Below are 22,956 nucleotides of genomic sequence, written 5' to 3' on the forward strand. Positions count from 1 at the left end.
AAACGCTAACGTTAAAACACGGTTGCTTTTCCTCTACCGCTTTGCTCTGACGCCGCATCTAATTTGCCATTATGATTAATAATCACATGCATATCACCAAAGTGGCGTTCGTCCACTGCGTAACCCATTTTTATAAGCTGTTGTTTTACTGATGGCTCCAAGCCGGCATGTGCTCTGATCACATTTTTTGGCCATAACTGATGATGAAAACGCGGGCTATTTACCACATCATCGGCGCTCATATTAAATTCAATCGCGTTGAGTATCGATTGATACACCGAGCTAATAATAGTAGTGCCACCTGGCGACCCTGTTACCATTTTCACCTGATTATTACTGAGTAAAATAGTGGGGGTCATAGAGCTGAGCATACGTTTATGCGGCTGAATTTCATTTGCTTTGCCGCCAATGGCACCAAATACATTCATAACCCCGGGTTTAGCGCTAAAGTCATCCATTTCATCGTTTAAAATAAAGCCTGCGCCTTCTACCACCACACCACTACCAAAGCCTAAATTAATGGTGGTGGTATTAGCTACAGCGTTACCCATGTTATCGACAATGGAAAAGTGAGTGGTTTGCTCGCTTTCTTTTAAACCAGGTTTAATATTTTCGGTGGTTGAAATAGCCTTTAAATCAATACTGTTACTACGGTTTTTAAGATAGTTTTCTGCAAGTAGTTTTGCTGTAGGTACTTGGTAAAAATCAGGATCGCCTAAGTATTCTGCTCTATCGGCAAATACTCGCTTACCTATTTCAGCCAATAAATGCACATACCCTACTGAATTATGTTGTTGTGCGGACGTTGGTTTTTTAAGCTCATACATTTTCAGCCACTGCAATATAGCAATGCCGCCTGAACTTGGTGGCGGTGAAGTAAGCACTTGGTAGCCATTCCAGTTCGCTTTTATAGGAGTCCGCGATTTAGCACGATAACGTTTTAAGTCATCTTGGTTAATGAACCCGCCATGTTGGTGCATAAATTTTGCAATAATTGCGGCAGTTTCACCTTGATAAAAGCCATCTTGACCCTCATCGCGAATGCGTTTGAGTGTGGCAGCTAGCTCTGGTTGTTTAAAAAGCGCACCTGCCGCAGCTGTAGCAAAATAACTGGCAAAATTTACTTTAATGTTTTTATTATTTAGATGCGCTATATAGTCCTCAATCAGCTGAGCCAACTTTTCAGGCACAACAAAGCCCTGCTCTGCTAATGTTACCGCAGGTTGCACTAACGCTTTCCACGGTAACGTACCATGCTTTTTATGGGCTAACCACATTCCTGCGACACTGCCAGGCACGCCACTAGCGTGTATGCCGTAAATAGATTTATTTTCAATTACTTGCCCCTGCTCATCTAAATACATATCACGATGCGCGGCACTGGGCGCGGTTTCGCGGTAATCTATAAAATCACCTTTTCCATCTTTATGGATAAGCATAAACCCACCGCCACCAATATTACCCGCTTCGGGGAGCGTAACGGCTAATACAAACTGAGCAGCAATAGCTGCATCAATCGCGTTGCCGCCTTGCTCTAACACGGCTTTTGCAGCGTGGGCACTAAATGTGTCGGGCATCGCCACCGCACTTTGTTTAGCCGCTACATTAAAAAAGCCTACTTGTATTATTAAGACACTGCTAATAATTAGCTTGCGTGGTGAAAAAAGTGATCCCATCCCATATCCTTAGGTTATTTTTATACATTGATGGCAAACATTAATGCACAGTAACAAACACTAGGTCAATATTTATACGCCACATTTAAAGAGCTTAGGATTGTTGTTAGATTATCCACATGACTTTGAATAAAGTACGGCTGTTAAATTTGAGCCATCCTCTGTATGAATATAATAATGTTTAAGCTGCATACCGAGTTTTTTCATAACATTAATTGAGCCAACATTTGAGGTCAGTGCTGTAGCGCTAATTGCCTTTACTTGGCGTTGTTTTTCAAGCTCTGAACAAATAGCGCCTGCCGCTTCAATAGCATACCCTTTGCCCCAACTCGCTTGCTTAAACCGCCAGCCCACTTCAATATCACTAAAATCAGGCGTATCTGAAAAAAAGCCCATCGGCCGAACAAGCACCCATCCTATAAAGGTATTGCTTTCACGCAAGGTTACTTGCCATAACCCCCACCCTTGTTGCTCGTTACGATAAGCAAGCATTCTAGGAATACTGACTGTTTTTATCTCTTCAAGCGAAGTGGGTTTACCTTGTGTTAAATACTGCATAACGGCTGGGTCTTGATCGAGCTCGTATAATTGCGGCCAATCATGTTCGTCCATTAATTTAAAACTTAATCGTGTTGTTACAGCTATGTTCATTTTCATTGTTGTATAGTTGCCTCTGAAATATAATTTTCTCTAAAGGAGATAGTAAATGAAGAAATTAGCAGGTTTAGCTTTATTAGGCACTTTAATTACGTTAACTGGCTGTGAAGATGCCAACGAAGTAAAACAAGATGCAAAAGAAACAAGCGCTCAAGTGAAAGAAAAGCTTGATGAAACTTGGAATGAAGTAAAGGAAAAAACCAATGAGCTTAAAAATGATGAATCATTAAACGAGCTACTTGAAGAAAGTAAAGAAATGGGCTTAGACATGTACGACGACGGCAAAGAAGTAGCTGTTGATGCATGGATTAAAAGCAAAGAAGCGGCTGGCGAGCTGACTGAAAAAACCAAGCAAAAAGCACGTGAAATTGCCGCAGAAATTGAGCAGGCACGTAAAGAACATAAAGAAGGTTAATTATTTTTAACCATAAAAAAAAGGTAAGCTATGGCTTACCTTTTTTGTTTTACTTTTAAAGTAAAATATAAATTATAGTTCAAAGTCTTTTTTGAATTTTAAACCAAACTCACTACGATCATTACTGCGCATAACGCCAACAAAGCCAGTTTGCTGTAGACGTCCTACATCGTAAACTTCGTTTAATACGTTTTCGCCATATAACGTCACTTCCATATCACCGTATGGGTTAGTGTAAGAAATATTAAAGCCAACGAGCTCACGCGAATCAATCGTTTCACTCTTATTGAAAACTGATTGACCTTGCATTTCACTGCGGTATGAGTAATTTGCATTCAATGCAACTGTGCCACCATTACTTAAATCTACAAAGTAAGAAGGCGCAACCATCACTGTCCAACGCGGAGTCAATGCTGGTGAATCACCTTTACCAATACCTTGTACGCCCTCGGCGACTTCGGTAATCTCTGAGTCTAAATAACCTACCGCACTGCGAATAGTAAAGTCATCAGTTATTGCAATTGTGGTTTCAAGTTCAATACCTTGCGCTTTAGACTGACCTGCATTCTCAACAATAGTTACAAAGCCACCACCCGCAGTTGGATCTGAGAATGGTAGTGCTAAGTCAGTGTAGTCGGTAACAAACATCGCAAGCATCATAGACACATTTTCATGTACTTGGCCTTTTAAACCAATTTCGTAGTTAACTGCTTTGGTTTCATCAAACGATACAAACTGATCTGGACCACCAAATGGGCGCGGCGGGAAACCACCTGTTTGATAGCCTTTTTGTACTTGGCCGTACACATTCATATTATTGCTAAGCTGATATGAAGCATTAATATCCCATGTCACTGCATTAAAGTCTGCACTAATGTATTTACGCTCTGAAAAGCTTGGGAAAATCGCATTCGCGTCTTTTTTATCTTCTGAGTAACGAAGACCACCGCCAATTGTTAAATCATCCGTTAAATCGTAACTACCGTTAATGTAAGCTGCGTATGAGTTTGTTTCTTGATTAATTTCAAAAAATCCAAAGCCACCAAATGACGGAGTAACTCCATCATTTAACAGACCATTTGGCGTGTTAAACGGGCTAAATACAAAATCTTCTGAGCGAGTAAAACCATCTTCATTAAAGAAGTATAGACCCGATACAAAGTCCATTTTATCAAACGTTGCGTTTAACTGAACTTCAAAAGAGTATTGATCTGCACCGCCTACTTCTGGGAACTCAGATAAGTTAAGTGGTGATGCATCATCATCTAAGCCACCTTCATACTCAGAGGTGCGGTAGCTTGAAATAAACTTAGTTGTATACGTGTTATTAATTGCCCAATCAGCGGTAAATGACGTACCCCAACCTGAATATGAGGTTGATTCAATACCGGCAACTGTTGTGCCTAAATCATCTGGATTCGATGGAATTAAGTCTTCAGTTAATAATGGGAAATCGCCATTGAATACATCATTTGAATCTAATGAATCTGTTAGTTCAATAGTATAAGGTGATTGACCTGATTCATTATCAACCCCATCTAATGAGAAAGTAAACGCTAAGTCGCTGGTGGCTTCGTATTTAAGCGCGATACGACCACTAAACTCTTGCTCTTCACCAATTTCTTTTTCAGGGTTAGCTAAATTTACCGCCGTACCTACACCGTCACGTTGTTTGTATGACGCACTGGCTGACATGCTTAAGTCATTGGTTAGTGCATTATTAAAGTAAATATCGCCAGCAATACGCCCACGGCTACCCACTTTAGCAGTTGTCGTTAAAATACCTTCATCACCAGGCTGCTTAGTAATTACGTTTACTGCACCACCTAATGTATTACGGCCATAAAGCGTGCCTTGTGGTCCACGTAGAACTTCAACTCGCTCAACATTAGGAAGCGATAAGTTAGACCCCATTTGGCGACCTAGGTAAACGCCATCTAGGTAAACACCTACACCGGGATCGGTTGTTATAATGTGATCTTGTAAACCAATGCCGCGAATAAATACAGAAGCATGTGCCGCGTTACCAACACCATAACGAGTAATGTTTAAGTTAGGAACGTATTTGCCAATGTCTTCTAAGTTACCCATATTGGCTTTATCAATAAGGTTAGCGCCTATTGATGTAATTGCAGTTGGAGATTCGAACAGGCTCTCGGTACGTTTACGTGCTGTAACTTCAATTTTTTCAAACGCGTCTTGTTTGGCAGTGGTTTTAGCTTCTTGTGCATTTACGGAAGTTGTTAGGGCTGCAATAACCGCTAAACTTAACTGTGAGAGTGTGCGTAATTTCAAGGTTTTCTCCAAAGGGTATTAATTTAATTATGCGTTATATGTTGTGTAAACATAAACTGTAGGCATAAAAAAAGATGCTTAGATGCATCTTTCCTCTGGGAGTGTATTGTATTACATAAAAGTTACAAAATGTATATTTAACTTTAGTTTATACAAAAAAATTAATTTTCAGTTTTTAATCTGAACTAATTATCTCAATAATGACGCAACTTTGGTTTTAAATTAAGACTTTAACATTAGCCAGCAGCCATGTTGTGCATAAATCGCACACATAATTTATTGTGAAAAATACATTAAAGCTACATGAGATTATGACAATATCCAAAGACCCTTTATATTTAAGTCTACAGTAAAACCATTTTTAGGTGAAAAGCATGACAAAAAAACAGACCTCACAATCAGCTAACATGCTTTTTAACAACAACCACTATAATCCATTATTTTTTACTACATTGAATAACGACATATTGTTGGTATGCTACTCAGCCCTAAATTCTCTTACTAATTACGAACTTTTAAACCAATTTATTCATACAAATAATTACCAAGGGCTCGTTATTTTTAATATCCCTAAAAATACCGATGCGGCTTCACTCAAAGAATGGCCAAATTTAAAAGGTCTTTTTTATCAAGATACTAGTGAAGAGTTGTTCAATAGAGGGTTAGATGCAATTAAACAAGGTGAATTGTGGTTTCCACGAACCATTAGTGACATTTGGATGCGCCAAATGCTCGATACAGAGCAAAAAAACGCTTTGCAAACAACTAACCTAACCGATAAAGAAATTAAAGTACTCAATCTACTCTTTAGCGGACTTCATTCCAGTGCTATTGCTGATAGTTTATTTATAAGTGAAGCGACGGTGAGAGTGCACTTACATAAAATTTATAAAAAAATAGCGGTCAAAAATAAACAGCAAGCAATTCGTTGGTGCCAAGATAACCTAAAAAATATAAATTCACGTTTATAACTAAAAAAATAATTACTACTTAATACGTACTGCAGTAAATATTATCTCATCATAAATAATTCAAAAAACTCAGCTAGTTACATTACCTTAAAATATAAAAGCCTTAATTTTCAATCACAGTCATGTGTTCCTGTTGCAAAAAGGTAGTGAAAAGTACTTAATTTATTAATTTTAATTAGAAAAAAGTTAATACTCGTCTTATACTGCAGCGGGATACACATGAAATTAAATAGGATACACAATGAAAAAACTATCTGTAGCAGTAGCAATTTGTTGCGCACTTGCCACAAGCAACGCGAGTGCTGAAGTTCGTATTAATGGGTTTGCTTCTATTGTCGGTGGTAAGTCGCTCGATAGTGATCAAACTTTATATGGATATGATGATGATATTTCATTCAAAAATGAAAGCGTATTTGCTCTTCAGCTAACTGCTGATTTGCAAGAGAAGCTATCCGCTACAGCCCAAATAGTGGCTCGCGGCGAAAATGATTTTGATGCCGATTTTGAATGGGCATACTTAACTTATGAGATATCTGACGAATTACAGATCAGTGCTGGTAAAATGCGTGCACCGTTTTATCGTTACTCTGACTTTTTAGATGTTGGCTATACCTACCGTTGGGTGCGCCCACCTCAGTCTGTATATAACTTACCTTTTTCAACCTATGAAGGCCTAAGCTTATTACATACAACTCAGCTTGGTGATTGGGACTCTACTCTACAGGTTATTTACGGCAGCTTCGACGATAATATCGCGGTTGTATCAGTAAATGGTGATACCGAGCTTAATGATATTGCAGGGTTAAACTGGACATTAAGTTACGATTGGTTCAGTGCTCGCGCTGCTTACTTTGTTGCCGAAACGAGTATTGAGATTGAAAATGATACGGCCGAAGGTATGGCCCTTAACGGCTTAGAACAAGCCCTTCGTAACTCAGGTTTTGTTGACCAAGCTAACAGTATTGCTATTGACGAAGACGATGGTGCATTTTTAGCGCTTGGCTTTTCAATTGATTACAATAATATCTTGTTTGACGCTGAATACACACAGTTTGAAGTAGATAACAGTGCGCTCGCTAAGCAAACTCAATATTACACATCTTTAGGCTACCGTATGGATGAATGGCTTGTTCATTTAACCTATGAAAATAACGATGATGAGCATGACAGTAATCGTTATAATGCAATCCCAACTGTGCCGCAATTAAATGCTGGCCTTAACCAAGTTTTGGAAGGCTCTAAAGCAAAAAGTAATGTGTACACTATTGGTGCTCGTTATGATTTCCACCCAATGGCTGCCTTAAAAGTAGACTTTAGCCGCTTAAAAGATGACATAACAAATACTGAAACCGACGTAGTGGCCGTTGGCGTTGATTTAGTATTTTAATTGGAGCGAATCATGAAAAAATTAATTTTAGCCAGCATGCTAACATTATGTAGCTCAGCAGTTTTTGCTGAAGTTGCAGTCATCATTAACCCTGCGAATGCTAATGCAGTAAGCCAAGACGATATTAAAAAAATATACCTTGGCAAGAGCAAATCGTTTGCCGATGGCACCAAAGTTAATCCTGTTAATCAAAATGGCACTGCCGTCGCTGATGAATTTAACGACAAACTTGTTGGTAAATCGGGTAGTCAGTTAAATGCCTATTGGTCAAAGCTCGTATTTACAGGTAAAGGCACACCGCCGGGTAAACTTGATAATGACCAAGCTGTGATTGATTTTGTCGCTGCTAATGCAGATGCAATTGGCTATATCGATAGCGCCAAAGTAAGTGATAAAGTTAAAGTAGTGGGTAAGTATTAATCTGCTAAATTAAAATAAAAGCCCGCAATAAATACTTTATTGCGGGCTTTTTTATCCCTTAACGTTTTACAAAATCATAAAACGTTAAAGTAATGTGCTTTAGCAACTACTCAATTTTAAACTTAGCAGTTGCATCTAATAAGTTATCTGAAAGGTAATGTAAGTTTTTAGCCACATCTCTTACTGCTTTTAGTGAGCTCATAGTATCTTCAAATGAAACATGCATATTAGATACGTTGTCTACAACCATTGCAGCAACAGAGGTTTGCTCTTCTGTTGCAGCTGCAATTTGCGAGTTCATGCCATTAATTTCTAGTATTTGCTCTGCAATTTTTTCAATCGAAACACCGGTTTGCTCTGCTGCACTAGCATTATCGGTTGCCATATCTCTTGCAGAGGTCATCGCGCTTACAGATTCATTAGCTGCCACACTTAATGTACTTAACAATTCACGTATTTCATTAGTTGACTGCGCCGTACGAGAGGCAAGCTCACGGACTTCATCTGCAACCACGGCAAAGCCTCGGCCATGTTCACCCGCGCGTGCAGCTTCTATTGCGGCATTTAGGGCTAATAAGTTTGTTTGCTCGGCAATGGATGTAATTACATTTAATATTTGCGATACATTTTTAGTGTCATCAGCTAACTTATTAATGGTGCTGGCCGCTATATTAATTTCATCACTTAGCGTTCGCGACGCATTTACAGACATTTTTACTTGTATTCGGCTTTGATCTACTTCTTTTTCTGCGGTTTGCACGGCATTAGATGCGCTTGCAGCTGATTGTGAAATATCACCAACGCTTTGCTTCATTTCTTCCATCGACTGTTTAACAACATCTGCATCGGTGGTTTGTTTGGTGGTCGCTCTCTCCGCTCGCTCCATCCCTTGTACAAGACGGGTTGAATTTTCCATTAACGGTTCACATACCGCGATGACTTCTAAAACGGTTTCTCTAAGCAGGCTAATAAAAGCATTAAAGTTTATAGATACCTGTCCTATTTCATCCTCTGAGTTAACAGCAAGCTTGGTACTTAACGACCCTTTACCACTTGCCAAAAGGCTTAAATTATTAGCGGCATCACTGGCTGATGAACCGATATTACGCGCTATCCAAATAGCCATAAGTAATAACAGTGCTAATGAAACTACCGCAACAACCAGCATTAAGTTAAGTGCGTCATCTGAGCGAGCTTTTGTATTAGCAACAAGCTGGAAAAAGCGATCATCTGCTTTTTGCTGTGCGCTTTTAAAGCTGGTTAATACGGCTTCGTATAGGCTTGTTTTAAGCTGAGCTTGTTGTTGAATTTTACTGAAATCTGCCGTGCCATTAACCATACCATTGGCAATAGTTGCAGATATTTTTTCGTAATTAGCTAGTCGTGTTTTTGTATCATTATCAATATAAGAGGTATTAATTGCCTCAATCGCACCAAGATTAGTAACCAACTGCGCATAGGTTTCACTCGCCTTTGTTACTAAGTCTTGCTCACCAAAGGTTACAGCCTGGGTGTATAATTCATCTAATTTTTCTAAAATACTTACGTTAGCCAAGGTTAATTTGGCTACTTTATAAGACGATTTCTCCATTTCATTGAGTGATATGCGATTTTCGTTCATGGCAAAGTAGTTAACCAAAACGATTACTAAGAATGCGATGATCGCTATAGATGTAATTGCATGTATTTTTTTAGTAATGCTGAGGTTTTTAAAAGAGAAACCTGAAGCCATATTCATTTACTCCGTTTAATTATCTATAGTTATTATCGGCTTAAGATGCAGAAATGTTAACTTTATTTTTAACTTTAGACGCTTTTTATACATAAAGTTAAATATACCGTAATATTCTTTTGTAAACACTAACAATTGAAATATAGAGTGTTCTACTCAATGATCAACATTAATCCTAAAAGAGTTGTTTAATATTTTAAATTTTAGGCACAAAAAAACCAGTAACATTGCTGTTACTGGTTTTTGTATTTGGTGCGGATGGGGGGACTTGAACCCCCACGCCCGAAAGCACTACCCCCTCAAGGTAGCGTGTCTACCAATTCCACCACATCCGCATTTTTTAAGCTATTGCTTAGTGTTAAGTCCGCATGTTTATTTGAGGGAAATAAACAACTTAACGATTTAAAACTAAATTAATTTGGTACGTCAGAGCTTTGCTCTTTAGTTGATGTGACTGGCACATCTTCTTCAACTGGAGTCACTGTTTCAACAGCTGGAGCCGCTTCTAGGTTTTCCCATTCGTCAGTCTTTTTAATTTGACCGGCAGTTAGGTTACCTAACACAATACTAAGCACAAAAAAGATTGTAGCTAATACCGTTGTCGTTTTCGTCATGAAATTCCCAGCCCCAGAAGAACCGAAAACTGTAGACGATGCGCCGGCACCAAATGATGACCCCATGTCCGCACCTTTACCTTGTTGGATCAAAACCATACCAACAAGCGCTAAAGCTACAATTAAATACACTACTAATAAAATTTCGTACATCTTATACGGTCCCTTTTGCACTATTGCAGATAGCAGTAAATGATTCTGCTTTTAAACTTGCGCCTCCAATTAGGCCGCCGTCTATATCTGTTTGCGCAAATAATAATTCGCTATTTTTTTCATTAACGCTACCACCATATAAGATGGTTAGCCCTTGTGCTAAATCGCTATCTAGTGCAGCAATTTTGTCACGGATAAATTTGTGAACACTTTGTGCCTGTTCAGGCGATGCAGTCTTACCTGTGCCTATAGCCCAAACGGGCTCATATGCTATCACAGATTCTTTTAGTGCTGCTACACCTAATTTATTAATTACTGCGTCAATCTGCGCAGCAACTACTTGTTCTGTTTGACCGCTTTCTTGCTCTGTTTCGCTTTCGCCAACACATAAAATAGGCGTTAGACCTACTTGTTGCGCGCGAGCAAATTTTGCAGCAACGGTATCATTGCTTTCTTTGTATATGCTGCGTCGTTCAGAGTGACCAACCAGTACATATTTCGCACCTAGCTGCTTAATTAGCTCTGCATCTACTTCACCAGTAAACGCACCTGGGGTATTTTCAGACACTGTTTGCGTGCCTGTTGTTACACCACTTGCAATCATTGCTTGGACTAGAGGAAACGGAGGAAATAAAACAATGTTTACTTCAGAAGATTTAACATCGTTAATAGCATCAGACAGTTGTTGAACGAGTTCTAATGAACCATTCATTTTCCAGTTGCCTGCGACCATCGCTTTGCGTGCTGCCATTTTTCCACTCCACATTAGAAAGCGGGCGAGATATTAACTCGACTCGCCCAAAGTTACAAGAGGTTATTGTTATTAATCAGTTTGTTTGCTCATAGATTCGACAACCGCTGCTATTTTCTGTGCACTATCTATTACTATTTTTTCTTGCTCAGCTTCAACCATTACTCGTACTACAGGCTCAGTGCCTGATTTACGCAGTAATACGCGCCCTTTATCTGCTAAGCTTTGCTCTACTTCAGCAACTGCAGCGAGCACTTCGGGTGCTTGGGTCGGATCAGTACCGGCAGTGTAACGTACGTTAATCATTTTCATTGGGTACTTAGTAAAACCGGCTCCTAAGTCTTGAAGTGTACGATTTTGTGCTACCATAGCAGCAAGCACTTGTAAGCTTGAGATGATGCCATCACCCGTGCTGATTAAATCTAGATTCAACACATGGCCTGAGCTTTCACCGCCAATTTTCCAGCCTTTTTGCTGCAGCAGTTCCATCACATAACGATCACCGACTTTACTGCGAGCAAAAGCAATGTTTTTTGCTTTTAACGCATTTTCAAGTCCCATATTCGACATAACCGTGCCAACAACACCACCACCTAAATTGTCATCTTGTGCAGCTTGGCAAGCAATAATATAAACCAAATCATCACCGTCGAATACGCGGCCATTATGATCAACCATCATCACACGGTCGCCGTCGCCATCATAGGCGATACCGACATCCGCTTTGTGTTCAAGTACTTTACGCTTTAATGTGTCAACATGGGTTGCGCCACATTCATGGTTAATGTTTACACCGTTTGGCTCACATGCATGAGTGATCACCTCTGCACCAAGCTCTCGCATTACAGAAGGAGCAATATGGTATGTAGCACCATTAGCACAATCTAAAACAATTTTAATTCCTTCCAGGGACAATCCTTGTGGAAACTGGCTTTTACAAAATTCAATATAACGGCCATCAGCGCTAGATAAACGTGTTGCTTTACCTAACTTGTCAGAAGCAACACAGGTCATAGGCTCGTCAAGCATCGCTTCAATTTGTAGCTCTACCTCATCATCTAACTTTAAACCTTGGCCATTGAAAAACTTAATGCCGTTATCATAATAAGGATTATGTGATGCGCTGATCACTATCCCCGCTTCAGCGCGAAACGTTTGCGCTAAATAAGCAACTGCAGGCGTTGGCATCGGCCCTAAAAGAATAACATCAATACCTGCTGCAATTAATCCAGCCTCTAGGGCAGTCTCAAGCATGTAACCTGAAATACGAGTGTCTTTACCTATAATGACTTTTTTAGTGCCATGAAGTGAGAGTACACGCCCTGCGGCCCAACCCAATTTCATCGCAAACTCTGGGTTAATAGGACCTTGACCTACTAAACCACGCACACCGTCCGTGCCAAAATATTTTCTTTCTTTCATTTAAAGTACTCCTTGTTTGCAGGCTTGATATACGCCAAGCACATCTGCGGTTTCTTTTACATCATGCACACGAATAATGTGTGCACCGTTTTGTGCGGCGATCAGTGCTCCAGCTAAACTGCCTGCCAATCTATCGTCTGTGTCTCTATTTAATAAATTACCAATCATTGACTTACGCGATAATCCCGCGAGCAAAGGAAGTCCCAATTTTGCATAATCGTTAAATTGAGCCAATATTTGATAATTATGCTTTAGTGTTTTTCCAAAACCAAAACCAGGATCTAAAATTAACTGGCTTTGATTAATGCCAGCAGCTTCGCATGCGGCTATTCGCTGGCTAAAAAAATCGTTTATCTCACCTGCTAGGTCATTATAGTGAGGAGCGTGTTGCATACTACGAGGTTGCCCTTGCATATGCATTAAGCACACTGCTACCTCAGGAAACTGTGCAACCACATCGATTGCGCCGGGCTCTTGCAATGCCCGTACATCGTTGACAATATCAGCACCGGCTTCAATCGCTTGGCGCATCACCTCAGCTTTACTGGTATCGATTGAAATAACGCAGTCACTTTGCTCACGAATAGCTTTAATAATAGGAATAACACGCTTTAGCTCATCTTCAAGGCTAACATCAGGTGCGCCTGGGCGTGTTGACTCACCACCGATATCTAAAATGGTCGCACCATCATCAAGTAATTGCATCGCATGACTCAGCGCGGCAGTTGTATTTAAGAACTGACCGCCATCAGAAAATGAATCAGGGGTAACATTCACGATCCCCATAATCACAGGCTCTGCAAAATCAAGCGTTCGGCCACGCGCAAGGTTAATTTTATTATTCATCGCTAACCTTAATATGTGATAATTTTAGTTATTTACATCGAACTGATACAAAAAAGCCCCGAACTTCGGGGCTTTTGGATATGTTATTTTAACGATTATTCAGCTTTATCATCAAGGTTTGTTTCATCTTTTTTAGATTCATCAGCTGGTTTTTGTACTTCATCAACTGGTTTGTCTTTAGAAACATCTTCTTTTTCTGGTTTAGCTTCATGACGGTCATGCGCATCACGTGGTTCACGTACAGGCTGACGAGCCATTAAATCATCAATTTGCTTCGCATCAATGGTTTCATACTTCATTAATGCATCTTTCATTGCATGCAGAATATCAATGTTTTCTTTCAATATTGATTCTGCACGTTGATAGTTGCGGTCTGAGAATAAACGTACTTCTGCATCAATTACTTTCGCCGTCTCATCAGACATGCTCATAGAGCGACCACCGCCGCCACCCATGTACATCTCACTTTGATCTTCAGCATAAAGTAATGGACCTAATTTTTCGCTTAAGCCCCACTGAGTCACCATCTTGCGCGCGATATCAGTGGCACGTTCAATGTCGTTGCTTGCACCCGTGGTTACTTTGTCTTCACCATAAATGATTGCCTCAGCAATACGACCACCGTAAAGGCTTGAAATCATTGATTCTAAAAGCTCTTTAGAGTGACTAACACGATCTTGTTCTGGTAAATACATAGTCACACCTAGCGCTCGGCCACGTGGGATAATAGATACTTTATAAACCGGGTCGTGCTCTGGCACCATACGACCTACAATTGCGTGGCCAGCTTCATGGTAAGCCGTCATTTCTTTCTCTTGCTCACTCATAACCATGGTCTTGCGCTCAGCGCCCATCATAATTTTATCTTTCGCAGCGTCGAATTCAGCCATACTAACAACACGTTTATTGCCACGTGCAGCATACAAAGCAGCTTCATTTACAAGGTTAGCGAGATCAGCACCCGAGAATCCTGGTGTACCACGTGCAATCACGGCCGCTTCAACGTTATCGCCTAATGGCACTTTACGCATATGTACTTTGAGAATTTGTTCACGACCACGAATATCAGGTAAACCGACCACTACTTGACGGTCAAAACGACCAGGACGAAGCAACGCAGGGTCTAGTACGTCAGGGCGGTTTGTCGCAGCAATAACGATAATACCTTCATTACCTTCAAAGCCATCCATTTCAACAAGCATTTGGTTTAGAGTTTGCTCACGTTCATCATGGCCGCCCCCCATACCAGCGCCACGTTTACGCCCTACCGCATCAATTTCATCGATAAAGATAATACAAGGAGCTGCTTTTTTAGCTTGTTCGAACATGTCACGTACACGTGATGCACCTACACCTACAAACATTTCAACAAAGTCAGAACCCGAAATAGTAAAGAACGGTACTTTTGCTTCACCAGCAACAGCCTTAGCAAGTAATGTTTTACCTGTACCTGGAGGACCGACCATAAGTACGCCTTTAGGAATACTACCGCCTAATTTTTGAAACTTAGAAGGGTCACGTAAAAAGTCCACCAGCTCGGTTACATCGTCTTTGGCTTCATCACAACCAGCTACATCAGCAAAGGTCGTTTTGACTTGATCTTCACTCATTAAGCGGGCTTTACTTTTACCAAATGACATGGCGCCTTTTCCACCGCCACCTTGCATCTGACGCATGAAGAAAATCCACACACCAATAAGCAGGATCATAGGGAACCAAGAAATAAAAATGCTTGCTAAAAACGATTGTTCTTCAGGTTTAACACCTTTAACGTTCACATCGCTTTTTAACAAATCATTTAAAATGTCTTTGTCATAAATAGGCATAATGGTTTGAAAACGCTCGCCACTATTTTTTATGCCAGTAATTGTGCCACTACCACTTTCAATGGACACTTCTTGTATAGAGCCGCTACGGGCGTCTTTTACAAATTGACTGTAACTTGTTTGACGATCAACTTGATCGCCGCCATTAAAGCTCTGAAATACTGACATAAGCACTACTGCAATAACCAGCCAGAGTATTAGATTTTTCGCCATATCGCTCAAGGGGTTAACCTCTTGTATCCAATTAATTTAAATTCAACTAAACGCCAAGCAACTGTACTACAGTTTGTATCCAGTCGCTACTATATATACTTCCCGAGAACGGGGACGCGAGGCATCCGGTTTACGTATCTTCACTGCTTTAAAACTATTACGTACATCTTGCAAATATTGATCAAAGCCTTCACCTTGGAATACTTTAACAATAAACGCGCCATTTTTCTTTAAAACTTGGTTGCACATATCAAGTGCAAGCTCAACCAAGTACATGCTACCTGCCTGATCAACCGAGTTATTGCCACTCATGTTAGGTGCCATATCAGACAATACCACATCTACATTTTTACCATCAATGCGTTTTAACAATGCATCAAGTACCGCTTCTTCACGAAAATCGCCTTGTAAAAAGTCAACGCCCGCTAAAGAGTCCATAGGTAAAATATCACACGCAACCACTTGGCCTTTGTCACCCACTTTTTCAGCTAAGTATTGTGACCAACTCCCTGGGGCTGCGCCTAAATCAACAACGGTCATCGCTGGGCGCAATAACTTATCTTTGTTTTGGATTTCGTCTAATTTGAAAACAGCTCGAGAGCGCCAGCCTTTTTTTTGCGCTTCTTGAACATATTTATCATCAAAATGTTCTTTAAGCCAACGTTGTGAACTGGCTGACTGTTTTTTATTTGTCATAAATTAACACGCAACTAATTAGTAATATTCTCTAGATGGCGTTAGAATACCCTTAATTCAAGCCATATTCAGCAAAATTTGTAATATCATGACATTATCAAACAAACAAAAGCAGTTTTTAAAAGGTCAGGCGCATAGCCTTAAGCCTGTAGTTTTACTAGGTTCTAACGGTTTAACCGAAGGCGTAGTAGTTGAAATCCAAAGCGCACTAGAAATTCACGAATTAATTAAAGTGAAGGTGCCAACAGACGATCGTGAAACCAAAAAGCTTATTTTTGATGCTATTGTTCGCGAAACAGGGGCTACTAAATTACAGACTATCGGTCATACGATTGTGCTTTATCGTCAAAGCCCTGAGAAAAAAATTCAATTACCTCGTGGCTAATAAGGCCATTTAAAGGTAAAACAAAAAAACCAGCCATTGCTGGTTTTTTTATGCCTGCTTAAAAACCCATTGTCAGCGTTTTAACTTCATAACTATTATTTTCTAGTTTACTCACTAAATAATAATGCCCGTACTGACTCTCATCCATACTTTCAATAGCTTGGTTACTCAATAATGAAGCCAACTGCGGTGTGGTATTACTATGCCCTATTACTACCACAACGCCATTTTGTGCTAATAATTGTTTTTTCAATGTCATTAGATCAGCAGCATCATAGGTAATAACTTTGATATTATAATACGCGGCTAATGGCGCTGCCGTGTTTAGGGTACGGTTATAGTTACTGCTGAATAACGTTATGTTTGGATAGGTGTTAACTAACGAAACCAAGTGCTCAGCACGCGCTTGGCCTTGGGTAGTTAGAAATGGATTTTCCCCTGTTTGTTTTTCGCTATGTCGAAACAAGTAAACCTGTTCAGGGGCAGAAAAGGCGGGTTGGCAAATAAGTAATAATGCTATTAACAATGTTTTTATGTCGGCGTTCATTATTGCTTCTCTCGTTTATATGCTAATAGGCGATTTATAAACTCAGTTGTAAGCTCATTTATGAGTCCAGTTTCTGCATTTAAAATTAAGCTAAAGCCAACATTTAAGTGTGGAAACACAACCAAATCACTGCGATAACCTTGCACCCAACCACTGTGGTAATAAAGCGTTTCATCATCATAATCATACACACGCCAGCCTAGCCCATAGTAGGCTTCGTTCATGTGCTCTCGCCATACTCGTCTGTAGCGTTCTTTTTTAGTATGTGTATAAGGACGCGTTTGCGTGGCCAATGCATCTAAGGATAATACCGATGGATATTGCCCTAATTGCGCATTTAACCAAATAGCCATATCTGACGCACTGGCGTTTACCCCAGCTGCCGGAGCGACTTTATAATAATTCTTTTTCAAACGGGCACTGTACCAACGCTTTTTCCCACGCACATGAGGGTGTGCGTAGTTACTATCTTGCACCATGGCATCGTAGCCTAAACTTGCATCGTTCATTTTTAGAGGGATAAAAAATGCGTCATTGAGCCACTGAGTATAAGTTTTGTTGGTGCTTTTTAAAATCACGTCATCAATTAAACTAAACATGACATTTTGATAGCCATAACAGTCACCGGGTTCGCATATGGGCTTTACACTTAATAGCTTTTCTACAATATCGCTATACCCCATTCGCGATTCGATTAAATTATCGTATGCATTCGGTACTAGCCCACTAGAATGGCTTAAAATATGAAAAACCTTTAAATCATCTTTGTAGTCGGTTTGTTTAAATTCAGGAATGTAATGACTAACAGGAAAATACAAATTAAGTTGTTCTTCATTTGCAAGTTTTGCCGCTAACGACCCTGCAAACGTTTTAGATACTGAGGCCAAACGAAACCGAGTGTGTGGATTAATTTTTTGCCCACTGCGCACTTTGGTATGCCCCATAGTATGTATATAGTCACGCGCTTGTGCGTTGACGATGGAAAGCGCTCCGCCCGGAATCTTTTTTACTTTTAGTTTTTTTTCTACGTAGCGTCCATAATTTTTAACAAAAGCTTCCCAGTCAGGATCTGTGCTTGCGCTTGCCTGTAAATGCGTCCCTAAAATACATAAAGCAAAAAAATAAAAGGGTAAGGAGTTAAAATACTTCATTCTTAGCTAATTTTTCTTTTTTAGTCATAATCAGCCTCTATAATATCATGAACTTTTGCTCGGACTAACGTACAATATGTTCGATTAATGGCTTTTGAGTGGATGTAAAATATTTATGCGTTTTTTAGTTGTATCACTTTTTATTGTATTAGCTTCAGGTTGTGCCGTAGTTAAGCAGCCTGCAGAACCTTTAGCAATGCCTGCAAAACCTTTGCTTAAGAGTCAAACTTACCAACTTAAATATGAAACCGAGCATGCTTCACCGAAAGTAAAATCGGTGCAATTACCTGCACATAACATTAAAAAAAATCAGACTGTCAGAGTGATCGTAGACCGTGCAAGTGTCACCGACACATTAGTATCTCAAATTAGCCAAGCACTTAACGATAAACAACTAAAAGTTACCACAACCGATAACAGTGATTACACGTTAGCTATCCATCAAGTTGACCTTGAGTTTATAGATGATGCTAAGTACATCCTAGCGCAGCCAGAAAAACCTTATTCATTGTTTTCAAAAGTAGCACAGCAATTCCCTTCTCAACAATGCGCAAATATACTGGCACAAGTTAGTATGCGCCTTACACACAAAGCATCGGGAGATGTAGTTTGGTTTGCCAAATCATCAATAGATAGTGCAAGCTTTCACCGTGAGCCCCTAATCTATAGCTTTACTGAAGAAAAGAAGATCACTAACGAGTTAGAAGTTGTTGCGTTTATTCATAAACATAATACCGAACAGGCTCGGCTTAAGCGTGCTGAACTTAAAAATGAAGTAACGGCCCCTGCTTATAAAACCATTACTAAACTGAGTCGTTTAACTAAATTAAATGGGCCATGTACACGTACTGAGATAAGCGCATTAACTCCCATGATGCAATTTTACTTAAGCAGTATACTTATCGATAAAATTAAGGTTCAGTAGTTGCAGGACGACCGCTACATTTTTTTACAGATTTAGCCAAGAGTTTGACAATATACTAGGGTCTGTTGACCTTTCAAGGTTAAATTTGCAGCAGTCTGTTTGGTATTTAGGCAAGGCAGCGCATATGTGGTGTGGTTATTCCCCATAAATAGGCGATAACGCAGCATCAATGCCAAACAGGCGCTGCCCGAAGGGTTCTGCCTAGGGGCGATTTACTCTTTGTTGCTCGGTTTTGACTTAGCCCACTAGGTTACAAACCTCGCGCCGCGATTAAACCGCCCCTAGTTTGAACAAATTTTAATCCGCAAAGGTCAACAGACCCTAGCCTCTTTAGCAAACTCTAATTTAGGTTCCAAGGATGAAGCATTTCCCACAAAGACATTTTTTCCGTTGTGCAGCCTTATTGTTTGCGCTCATTTTTAGTGGCCAGAGCACAGCAAGCAATCGTTACTATGCCGATAACACATTGGAACCCACTACAGGGTTTGCCTGGGACTGGAGTGCGGGAGCAGGTTATTACATAGAAGATTCTTATTTGGTGGGCATGAATTCTTATGATGTTGGCGCCGAGTTAGATTTAAGCCTTGCGGTTTCTTACGATAATTTTTACCTTGATTTTGATCATAATCAACTCAGCGGTGGACTTGTTTTAGGCTATAGCTTAATTAACAAATACGATTGGGGCCTTGATTTATTAGGCACTAATTCCCAAGCCGGGTTTGACGAACAAGGCTTAGGTATTTATAACGATGGCATTATTGAGCCACTGCGCGGTATCAAAAAACGTAACTATGATTTTGATACTGGCCTTCGATTAACACGTCGATTTGAAAACTCACAAATTTCCCTTGAATACTTACATGATATATCTGGTGCTCATAATGGCTGGGTGGCAAACGTATTTTTTAGTCATATTCAGCCTTGGCGTAATTGGGAGTTTCGCTCTGGTATTGGCCTAAGTGCCTACTCTGCAGATTTTACAAACTATTATTTTGGTATTGATAGCGATGAAGCAAACGCAACTCGCCCTATTTATCAAACCAATGCCAGTACCAGTATTATGTTTGAATTTCATGCTGAATATCCCATTAATCAAGATTGGGTCTTTTTAGCAGGCTGGTTAACGACGTGGTTTTCAAAAGAAATTGATGACAGTCCAATTATTTCCCAAGGATATCAACACAAAGCCAAGGTAGGCGTGCGTTATGTACTTTAGATTTTTTTACTGTTTATTGTTTAGTTATTCAGGCTCTTTGCTGGCAGCCCCAGTGCAAATACCCGCTCAATTGAGTGCAGTACCTGATACCTGTGTGGCCTTACGTGAAGGACGTCACTGTTACGCCGATGTTGTTTTGTCATGGCAGCAAGTAGAAGTGGGAAATTATTGTCTACGCGATGCCACCTCAAAGTACATTATGCAGTGCTGGCTTAAACAGCGACAAGGTTCGTTTAATTATGCCTTTGACTCAACGCAAAGTATTTCGTTTGAACTATTTGACAGTAATACATCACAAGTCATTGCCGTCACAGAAGTAAAATTACAATGGGTGTATCAAAATAGGCAAAAAAAGCGGCGTTGGCGGTTATTTTAGTCACACACTATAAACATTATGATAGCAAAACATCATTTAGGTATGCGAAGAAAGCTTATGGATAATTACGGTACTATTTTACTGGTTGAAGATGATATTTCTCTTGCACAGTGGGTCACTGAGTATTTAACAGAGCAAGGCTATGTTGTACATGTATGTCATCGAGGTGATGAGGTTATAAGCCAAGTAAAACGTTTAAACCCACAACTTATTTTACTCGACATTATGCTGCCAGGGCTTGATGGTATTAGTGTATGTCGTGAGCTACGTAGCTTTTATCATGCCCCAATTATAATGCTTACTGCCCGCGATGAAGAAATGGATGAAGTCATTGGGCTAGAAGTCGGTGCTACCGATTATATAATAAAACCAGTACGCCCTCGCGCATTGCTTGCACGCATTAAATCTGCCTTGCGCTATAGTAGCGACACGCCTAAAACCGATGATCAAGCAAATATGATCAATATCGGTCAATTAAGTATTAATACCGAGTCACGCAACGTTTCCCTTAACCAACAGGATGTGAACATTTCAAGCGCAGAGTATTTATTACTGCATTACTTAGCCAGTAATGCTGGACAAGTTGTTTCCCGCGATGCGGTGTTTAAAGCAACCAAAGGCAGGGAATATGATGGTCTAGATAGAAGCGTTGATGTGCTTATTTCTGCCTTGCGTAAAAAGTTTAATGATGACCCACAAAAACCAGAAAAAATTAAAACCATTTGGGGACGTGGTTATTTGTTTGTGACTACAGCGTGGTAAGTTTTAATGCCTGAGTGCTTAAAATAATTAGCGCGATAGTAATAAAAGTCACTTCAATACACCCAGCCTATTATGGAATAGCATCAATGAAAAAGTTTTATATTTCACTACTAGGCAGTGCGCTGCTTTCAATTATTGTTTTAGGTTGGCTTATTGATGCATTTAGCCAACAAGCGCATGCGCCTTTGGATGAGTTTAGCGTTCAAAGCCAGATTATTGTCGGGTTAAGTAAACAGCTCACGACACTAAAACCCGATGCTCGCCCACAACAAGTAACAAAGCTCGCCGCTGACTTTGACCTTATACTTAACTACAAATTAAATCAGTCGCTGGCACTGCCCTTAGCGCTATTAGATAAAATGCAAACCCAAGGCGGATTAATACTCGAAGACGAGCAAGGCTTTTATATGCTCTACACAAATGATGAGTTAAGTCCTTATCATTTAACCATGCGTTTAGATAAACCCTATGAGGCCACACAACGAAACGATATTATTTTAACGCTATTATTTTACACTGGCTTATGTGTTTTTATGGGTTTTATTATTACCCCTTTAGCAAAGCGCCTTACGGTGTTAAACGAAGCAGCAAAGCAATTTGCATCTGGTAATGTTAAAGCGCGTATTACCCCCTCTCGATTTACCTATATAAAAGATGTGGAACTGACCTTTAACCGTATGGCGAGTCAAATTGAAAAGCTAGTTGCTGAAAACAAGCTAATGGCCTCCAGCTTATCGCATGATATTAGAACTCCAATTGCTTGCTTACGCTTTGGTGTCGACGCCGCTCTTGATAGTCATGACGAGAGTAAAATAAAGCATTATTTAACTCGCATGGAGACCGACTTGGATCATATGGAGTCAATGCTAAAAAGCTATTTAACGTTTGCTACTTTAGAGCAAAATGCGAATAAGCTTACTTACTCATCAGCAAACCTTAAACAATACCTAAGTGATATTGTATTGCAACTTGAGCCTAGAATAACCTCTCGCTCGCTTAATATTTCTTTAGAATGTGATGATCATACCGTTTATGCTGACTTACATTGGCTGGCAAGAGCAATCACCAACTTAATTAATAATGCCTGCGACTTTGCAAATCACAGCATTCAAGTAACCGCTTCAGTACAAGAACGTTTTCTGGTGGTGAACATCGCCGACGACGGCCCAGGCATTGCTCAAGAAAATAATCATAAAGTATTTAGCCCATTTTTTCGTGAACGCAGCCACCGTAATCGCAGTGATAATAGTTATGGCTTGGGGTTAGCAATCGTCGCCAAAGTTGCCGATTGGCATCATGGCACCGTAAAAGTGAGTAAAAGTGAACGGCTCTCAGGCGCCTGTTTCACATTAACCATCGCTCAGTTTGAACATTAATCAACAATGCAAAGATGCTCAATACAGCTGATAAACGAAATATAATTAAAAAAATTGTGCTATTTATAATCAAAATACGCACGTGTTATTTATACAGCTAAATAAAACGCAATAATTGTGCAACAGAGACAAATAAGCACTTTT

Annotated in this window: 22 protein-coding genes and 1 tRNA gene; 10 read left to right on the forward strand and 13 right to left on the reverse strand. The window is 40.0% G+C overall.

What is annotated here, in order from left to right; genetic code table 11:
- Nucleotides 1-11 precede the first annotated feature (11 nt).
- Together ggt and ABZP26_RS11490 are read right to left on the reverse strand one after the other, a co-directional pair.
- Nucleotides 12-1,676, reverse strand: a complete 1,665-nt coding sequence (gene ggt, locus ABZP26_RS11485; RefSeq protein WP_368484959.1) for a gamma-glutamyltransferase — start codon at nt 1,674-1,676, stop codon at nt 12-14.
- Between the two features lie 111 nt (nt 1,677-1,787).
- A complete protein-coding gene (locus tag ABZP26_RS11490) occupies nt 1,788-2,333 on the reverse strand; it encodes a GNAT family N-acetyltransferase (protein WP_028834019.1) in 546 nt (181 codons plus the stop codon).
- Between the two features lie 49 nt (nt 2,334-2,382).
- On the opposite strand from ABZP26_RS11490, the gene ABZP26_RS11495 reads away from it, so the two are divergent.
- A complete protein-coding gene (locus ABZP26_RS11495) occupies nt 2,383-2,748 on the forward strand; it encodes a hypothetical protein (RefSeq protein WP_013465487.1) in 366 nt (121 codons plus the stop codon).
- A 72-nt stretch (nt 2,749-2,820) separates the two neighbouring features.
- Here the strand turns inward: ABZP26_RS11495 and ABZP26_RS11500 are convergent, their stop codons facing one another.
- On the reverse strand, nt 2,821-5,043 hold the full coding sequence (locus tag ABZP26_RS11500) for a TonB-dependent receptor (RefSeq protein WP_013465488.1): 2,223 nt from the start codon (nt 5,041-5,043) through the stop codon (nt 2,821-2,823).
- 374 nt (nt 5,044-5,417) lie between these two features.
- Here ABZP26_RS11500 and ABZP26_RS11505 point away from each other — a divergent pair, with 374 nt between their 5' ends.
- From ABZP26_RS11505 to ABZP26_RS11515, 3 genes are all read left to right on the forward strand, one after another.
- Nucleotides 5,418-6,014 carry a LuxR C-terminal-related transcriptional regulator gene (locus ABZP26_RS11505; RefSeq protein WP_036953696.1) on the forward strand — a complete coding sequence of 199 codons (597 nt, stop codon included), beginning with the start codon at nt 5,418-5,420 and terminating at the stop codon, nt 6,012-6,014.
- A 241-nt stretch (nt 6,015-6,255) separates the two neighbouring features.
- Nucleotides 6,256-7,401 carry a porin gene (locus tag ABZP26_RS11510; protein WP_013465491.1) on the forward strand — a complete coding sequence of 382 codons (1,146 nt, stop codon included), beginning with the start codon at nt 6,256-6,258 and terminating at the stop codon, nt 7,399-7,401.
- Nucleotides 7,402-7,413: 12 nt separating this feature from the next.
- Nucleotides 7,414-7,821 carry a phosphate ABC transporter substrate-binding protein gene (locus ABZP26_RS11515; protein WP_013465492.1) on the forward strand — a complete coding sequence of 136 codons (408 nt, stop codon included), beginning with the start codon at nt 7,414-7,416 and terminating at the stop codon, nt 7,819-7,821.
- A 106-nt stretch (nt 7,822-7,927) separates the two neighbouring features.
- Here the strand turns inward: ABZP26_RS11515 and ABZP26_RS11520 are convergent, their stop codons facing one another.
- The 8 genes from ABZP26_RS11520 to rlmE form a co-directional block, all read right to left on the reverse strand.
- Nucleotides 7,928-9,553 (reverse strand): methyl-accepting chemotaxis protein, encoded by a 1,626-nt coding sequence (locus tag ABZP26_RS11520; RefSeq protein WP_013465493.1) that lies wholly within the window; start codon nt 9,551-9,553, stop codon nt 7,928-7,930.
- A gap of 250 nt (nt 9,554-9,803) precedes the next feature.
- Nucleotides 9,804-9,888 (reverse strand) — tRNA-Leu (locus ABZP26_RS11525).
- 78 nt (nt 9,889-9,966) lie between these two features.
- A complete protein-coding gene (gene secG, locus ABZP26_RS11530; protein ID WP_013465494.1) occupies nt 9,967-10,320 on the reverse strand; it encodes a preprotein translocase subunit SecG in 354 nt (117 codons plus the stop codon).
- A 1-nt stretch (nt 10,321) separates the two neighbouring features.
- The gene (gene tpiA, locus ABZP26_RS11535) at nt 10,322-11,071 is read right to left on the reverse strand and encodes a triose-phosphate isomerase (protein ID WP_368484960.1); all 750 of its coding nucleotides are present in this window, start codon (nt 11,069-11,071) and stop codon (nt 10,322-10,324) included.
- Between the two features lie 72 nt (nt 11,072-11,143).
- A complete protein-coding gene (gene glmM, locus ABZP26_RS11540; RefSeq protein WP_013465496.1) occupies nt 11,144-12,493 on the reverse strand; it encodes a phosphoglucosamine mutase in 1,350 nt (449 codons plus the stop codon).
- Nucleotides 12,494-13,339 (reverse strand): dihydropteroate synthase, encoded by an 846-nt coding sequence (gene folP / locus ABZP26_RS11545; protein WP_058155071.1) that lies wholly within the window; start codon nt 13,337-13,339, stop codon nt 12,494-12,496.
- A 95-nt stretch (nt 13,340-13,434) separates the two neighbouring features.
- Nucleotides 13,435-15,378 (reverse strand): ATP-dependent zinc metalloprotease FtsH, encoded by a 1,944-nt coding sequence (ftsH, locus tag ABZP26_RS11550; protein ID WP_033104106.1) that lies wholly within the window; start codon nt 15,376-15,378, stop codon nt 13,435-13,437.
- Nucleotides 15,379-15,444: 66 nt separating this feature from the next.
- Nucleotides 15,445-16,074, reverse strand: a complete 630-nt coding sequence (rlmE, locus tag ABZP26_RS11555) for a 23S rRNA (uridine(2552)-2'-O)-methyltransferase RlmE (RefSeq protein ID WP_013465499.1) — start codon at nt 16,072-16,074, stop codon at nt 15,445-15,447.
- A gap of 88 nt (nt 16,075-16,162) precedes the next feature.
- Between rlmE and yhbY the strand changes: the two genes are divergently transcribed.
- The gene (gene yhbY / locus ABZP26_RS11560) at nt 16,163-16,459 is read left to right on the forward strand and encodes a ribosome assembly RNA-binding protein YhbY (RefSeq protein WP_008112687.1); all 297 of its coding nucleotides are present in this window, start codon (nt 16,163-16,165) and stop codon (nt 16,457-16,459) included.
- A 58-nt stretch (nt 16,460-16,517) separates the two neighbouring features.
- Here the strand turns inward: yhbY and ABZP26_RS11565 are convergent, their stop codons facing one another.
- Together ABZP26_RS11565 and ABZP26_RS11570 are read right to left on the reverse strand one after the other, a co-directional pair.
- Nucleotides 16,518-17,006, reverse strand: a complete 489-nt coding sequence (locus ABZP26_RS11565) for a histidine phosphatase family protein (RefSeq protein WP_368484961.1) — start codon at nt 17,004-17,006, stop codon at nt 16,518-16,520.
- On the reverse strand, nt 17,006-18,157 hold the full coding sequence (locus ABZP26_RS11570) for a serine hydrolase (protein ID WP_013465501.1): 1,152 nt from the start codon (nt 18,155-18,157) through the stop codon (nt 17,006-17,008). Before ABZP26_RS11570 ends, ABZP26_RS11565 begins: the two co-directional genes overlap by 1 nt.
- 115 nt (nt 18,158-18,272) lie before the next feature.
- On the opposite strand from ABZP26_RS11570, the gene ABZP26_RS11575 reads away from it, so the two are divergent.
- The 5 genes from ABZP26_RS11575 to ABZP26_RS11595 all read left to right on the forward strand — a co-directional run bounded on the left by ABZP26_RS11575 (nt 18,273) and on the right by ABZP26_RS11595 (nt 22,812).
- Nucleotides 18,273-19,082: a hypothetical protein gene (locus tag ABZP26_RS11575; protein ID WP_013465502.1), complete on the forward strand. Its 810-nt coding sequence runs from the start codon at nt 18,273-18,275 to the stop codon at nt 19,080-19,082.
- A 358-nt stretch (nt 19,083-19,440) separates the two neighbouring features.
- Nucleotides 19,441-20,298 (forward strand): MipA/OmpV family protein, encoded by an 858-nt coding sequence (locus ABZP26_RS11580; RefSeq protein WP_024602061.1) that lies wholly within the window; start codon nt 19,441-19,443, stop codon nt 20,296-20,298.
- The gene (locus ABZP26_RS11585) at nt 20,288-20,674 is read left to right on the forward strand and encodes a DUF3019 domain-containing protein (RefSeq protein ID WP_016899250.1); all 387 of its coding nucleotides are present in this window, start codon (nt 20,288-20,290) and stop codon (nt 20,672-20,674) included. Before ABZP26_RS11580 ends, ABZP26_RS11585 begins: the two co-directional genes overlap by 11 nt.
- A 57-nt stretch (nt 20,675-20,731) precedes the next feature.
- Nucleotides 20,732-21,436, forward strand: coding sequence for a response regulator transcription factor (locus ABZP26_RS11590; RefSeq protein WP_024602060.1), 705 nt, complete (start codon nt 20,732-20,734; stop codon nt 21,434-21,436).
- Nucleotides 21,437-21,522: 86 nt separating this feature from the next.
- Complete coding sequence (locus ABZP26_RS11595) at nt 21,523-22,812, forward strand: ATP-binding protein (protein WP_028834011.1); 1,290 nt, start codon at nt 21,523-21,525, stop codon at nt 22,810-22,812.
- Nucleotides 22,813-22,956: the final 144 nt, after the last annotated feature.

The organism is Pseudoalteromonas sp. SD03 (genome assembly GCF_040937955.1).
In the GTDB taxonomy this organism is placed as follows: domain Bacteria; phylum Pseudomonadota; class Gammaproteobacteria; order Enterobacterales; family Alteromonadaceae; genus Pseudoalteromonas; species Pseudoalteromonas tetraodonis.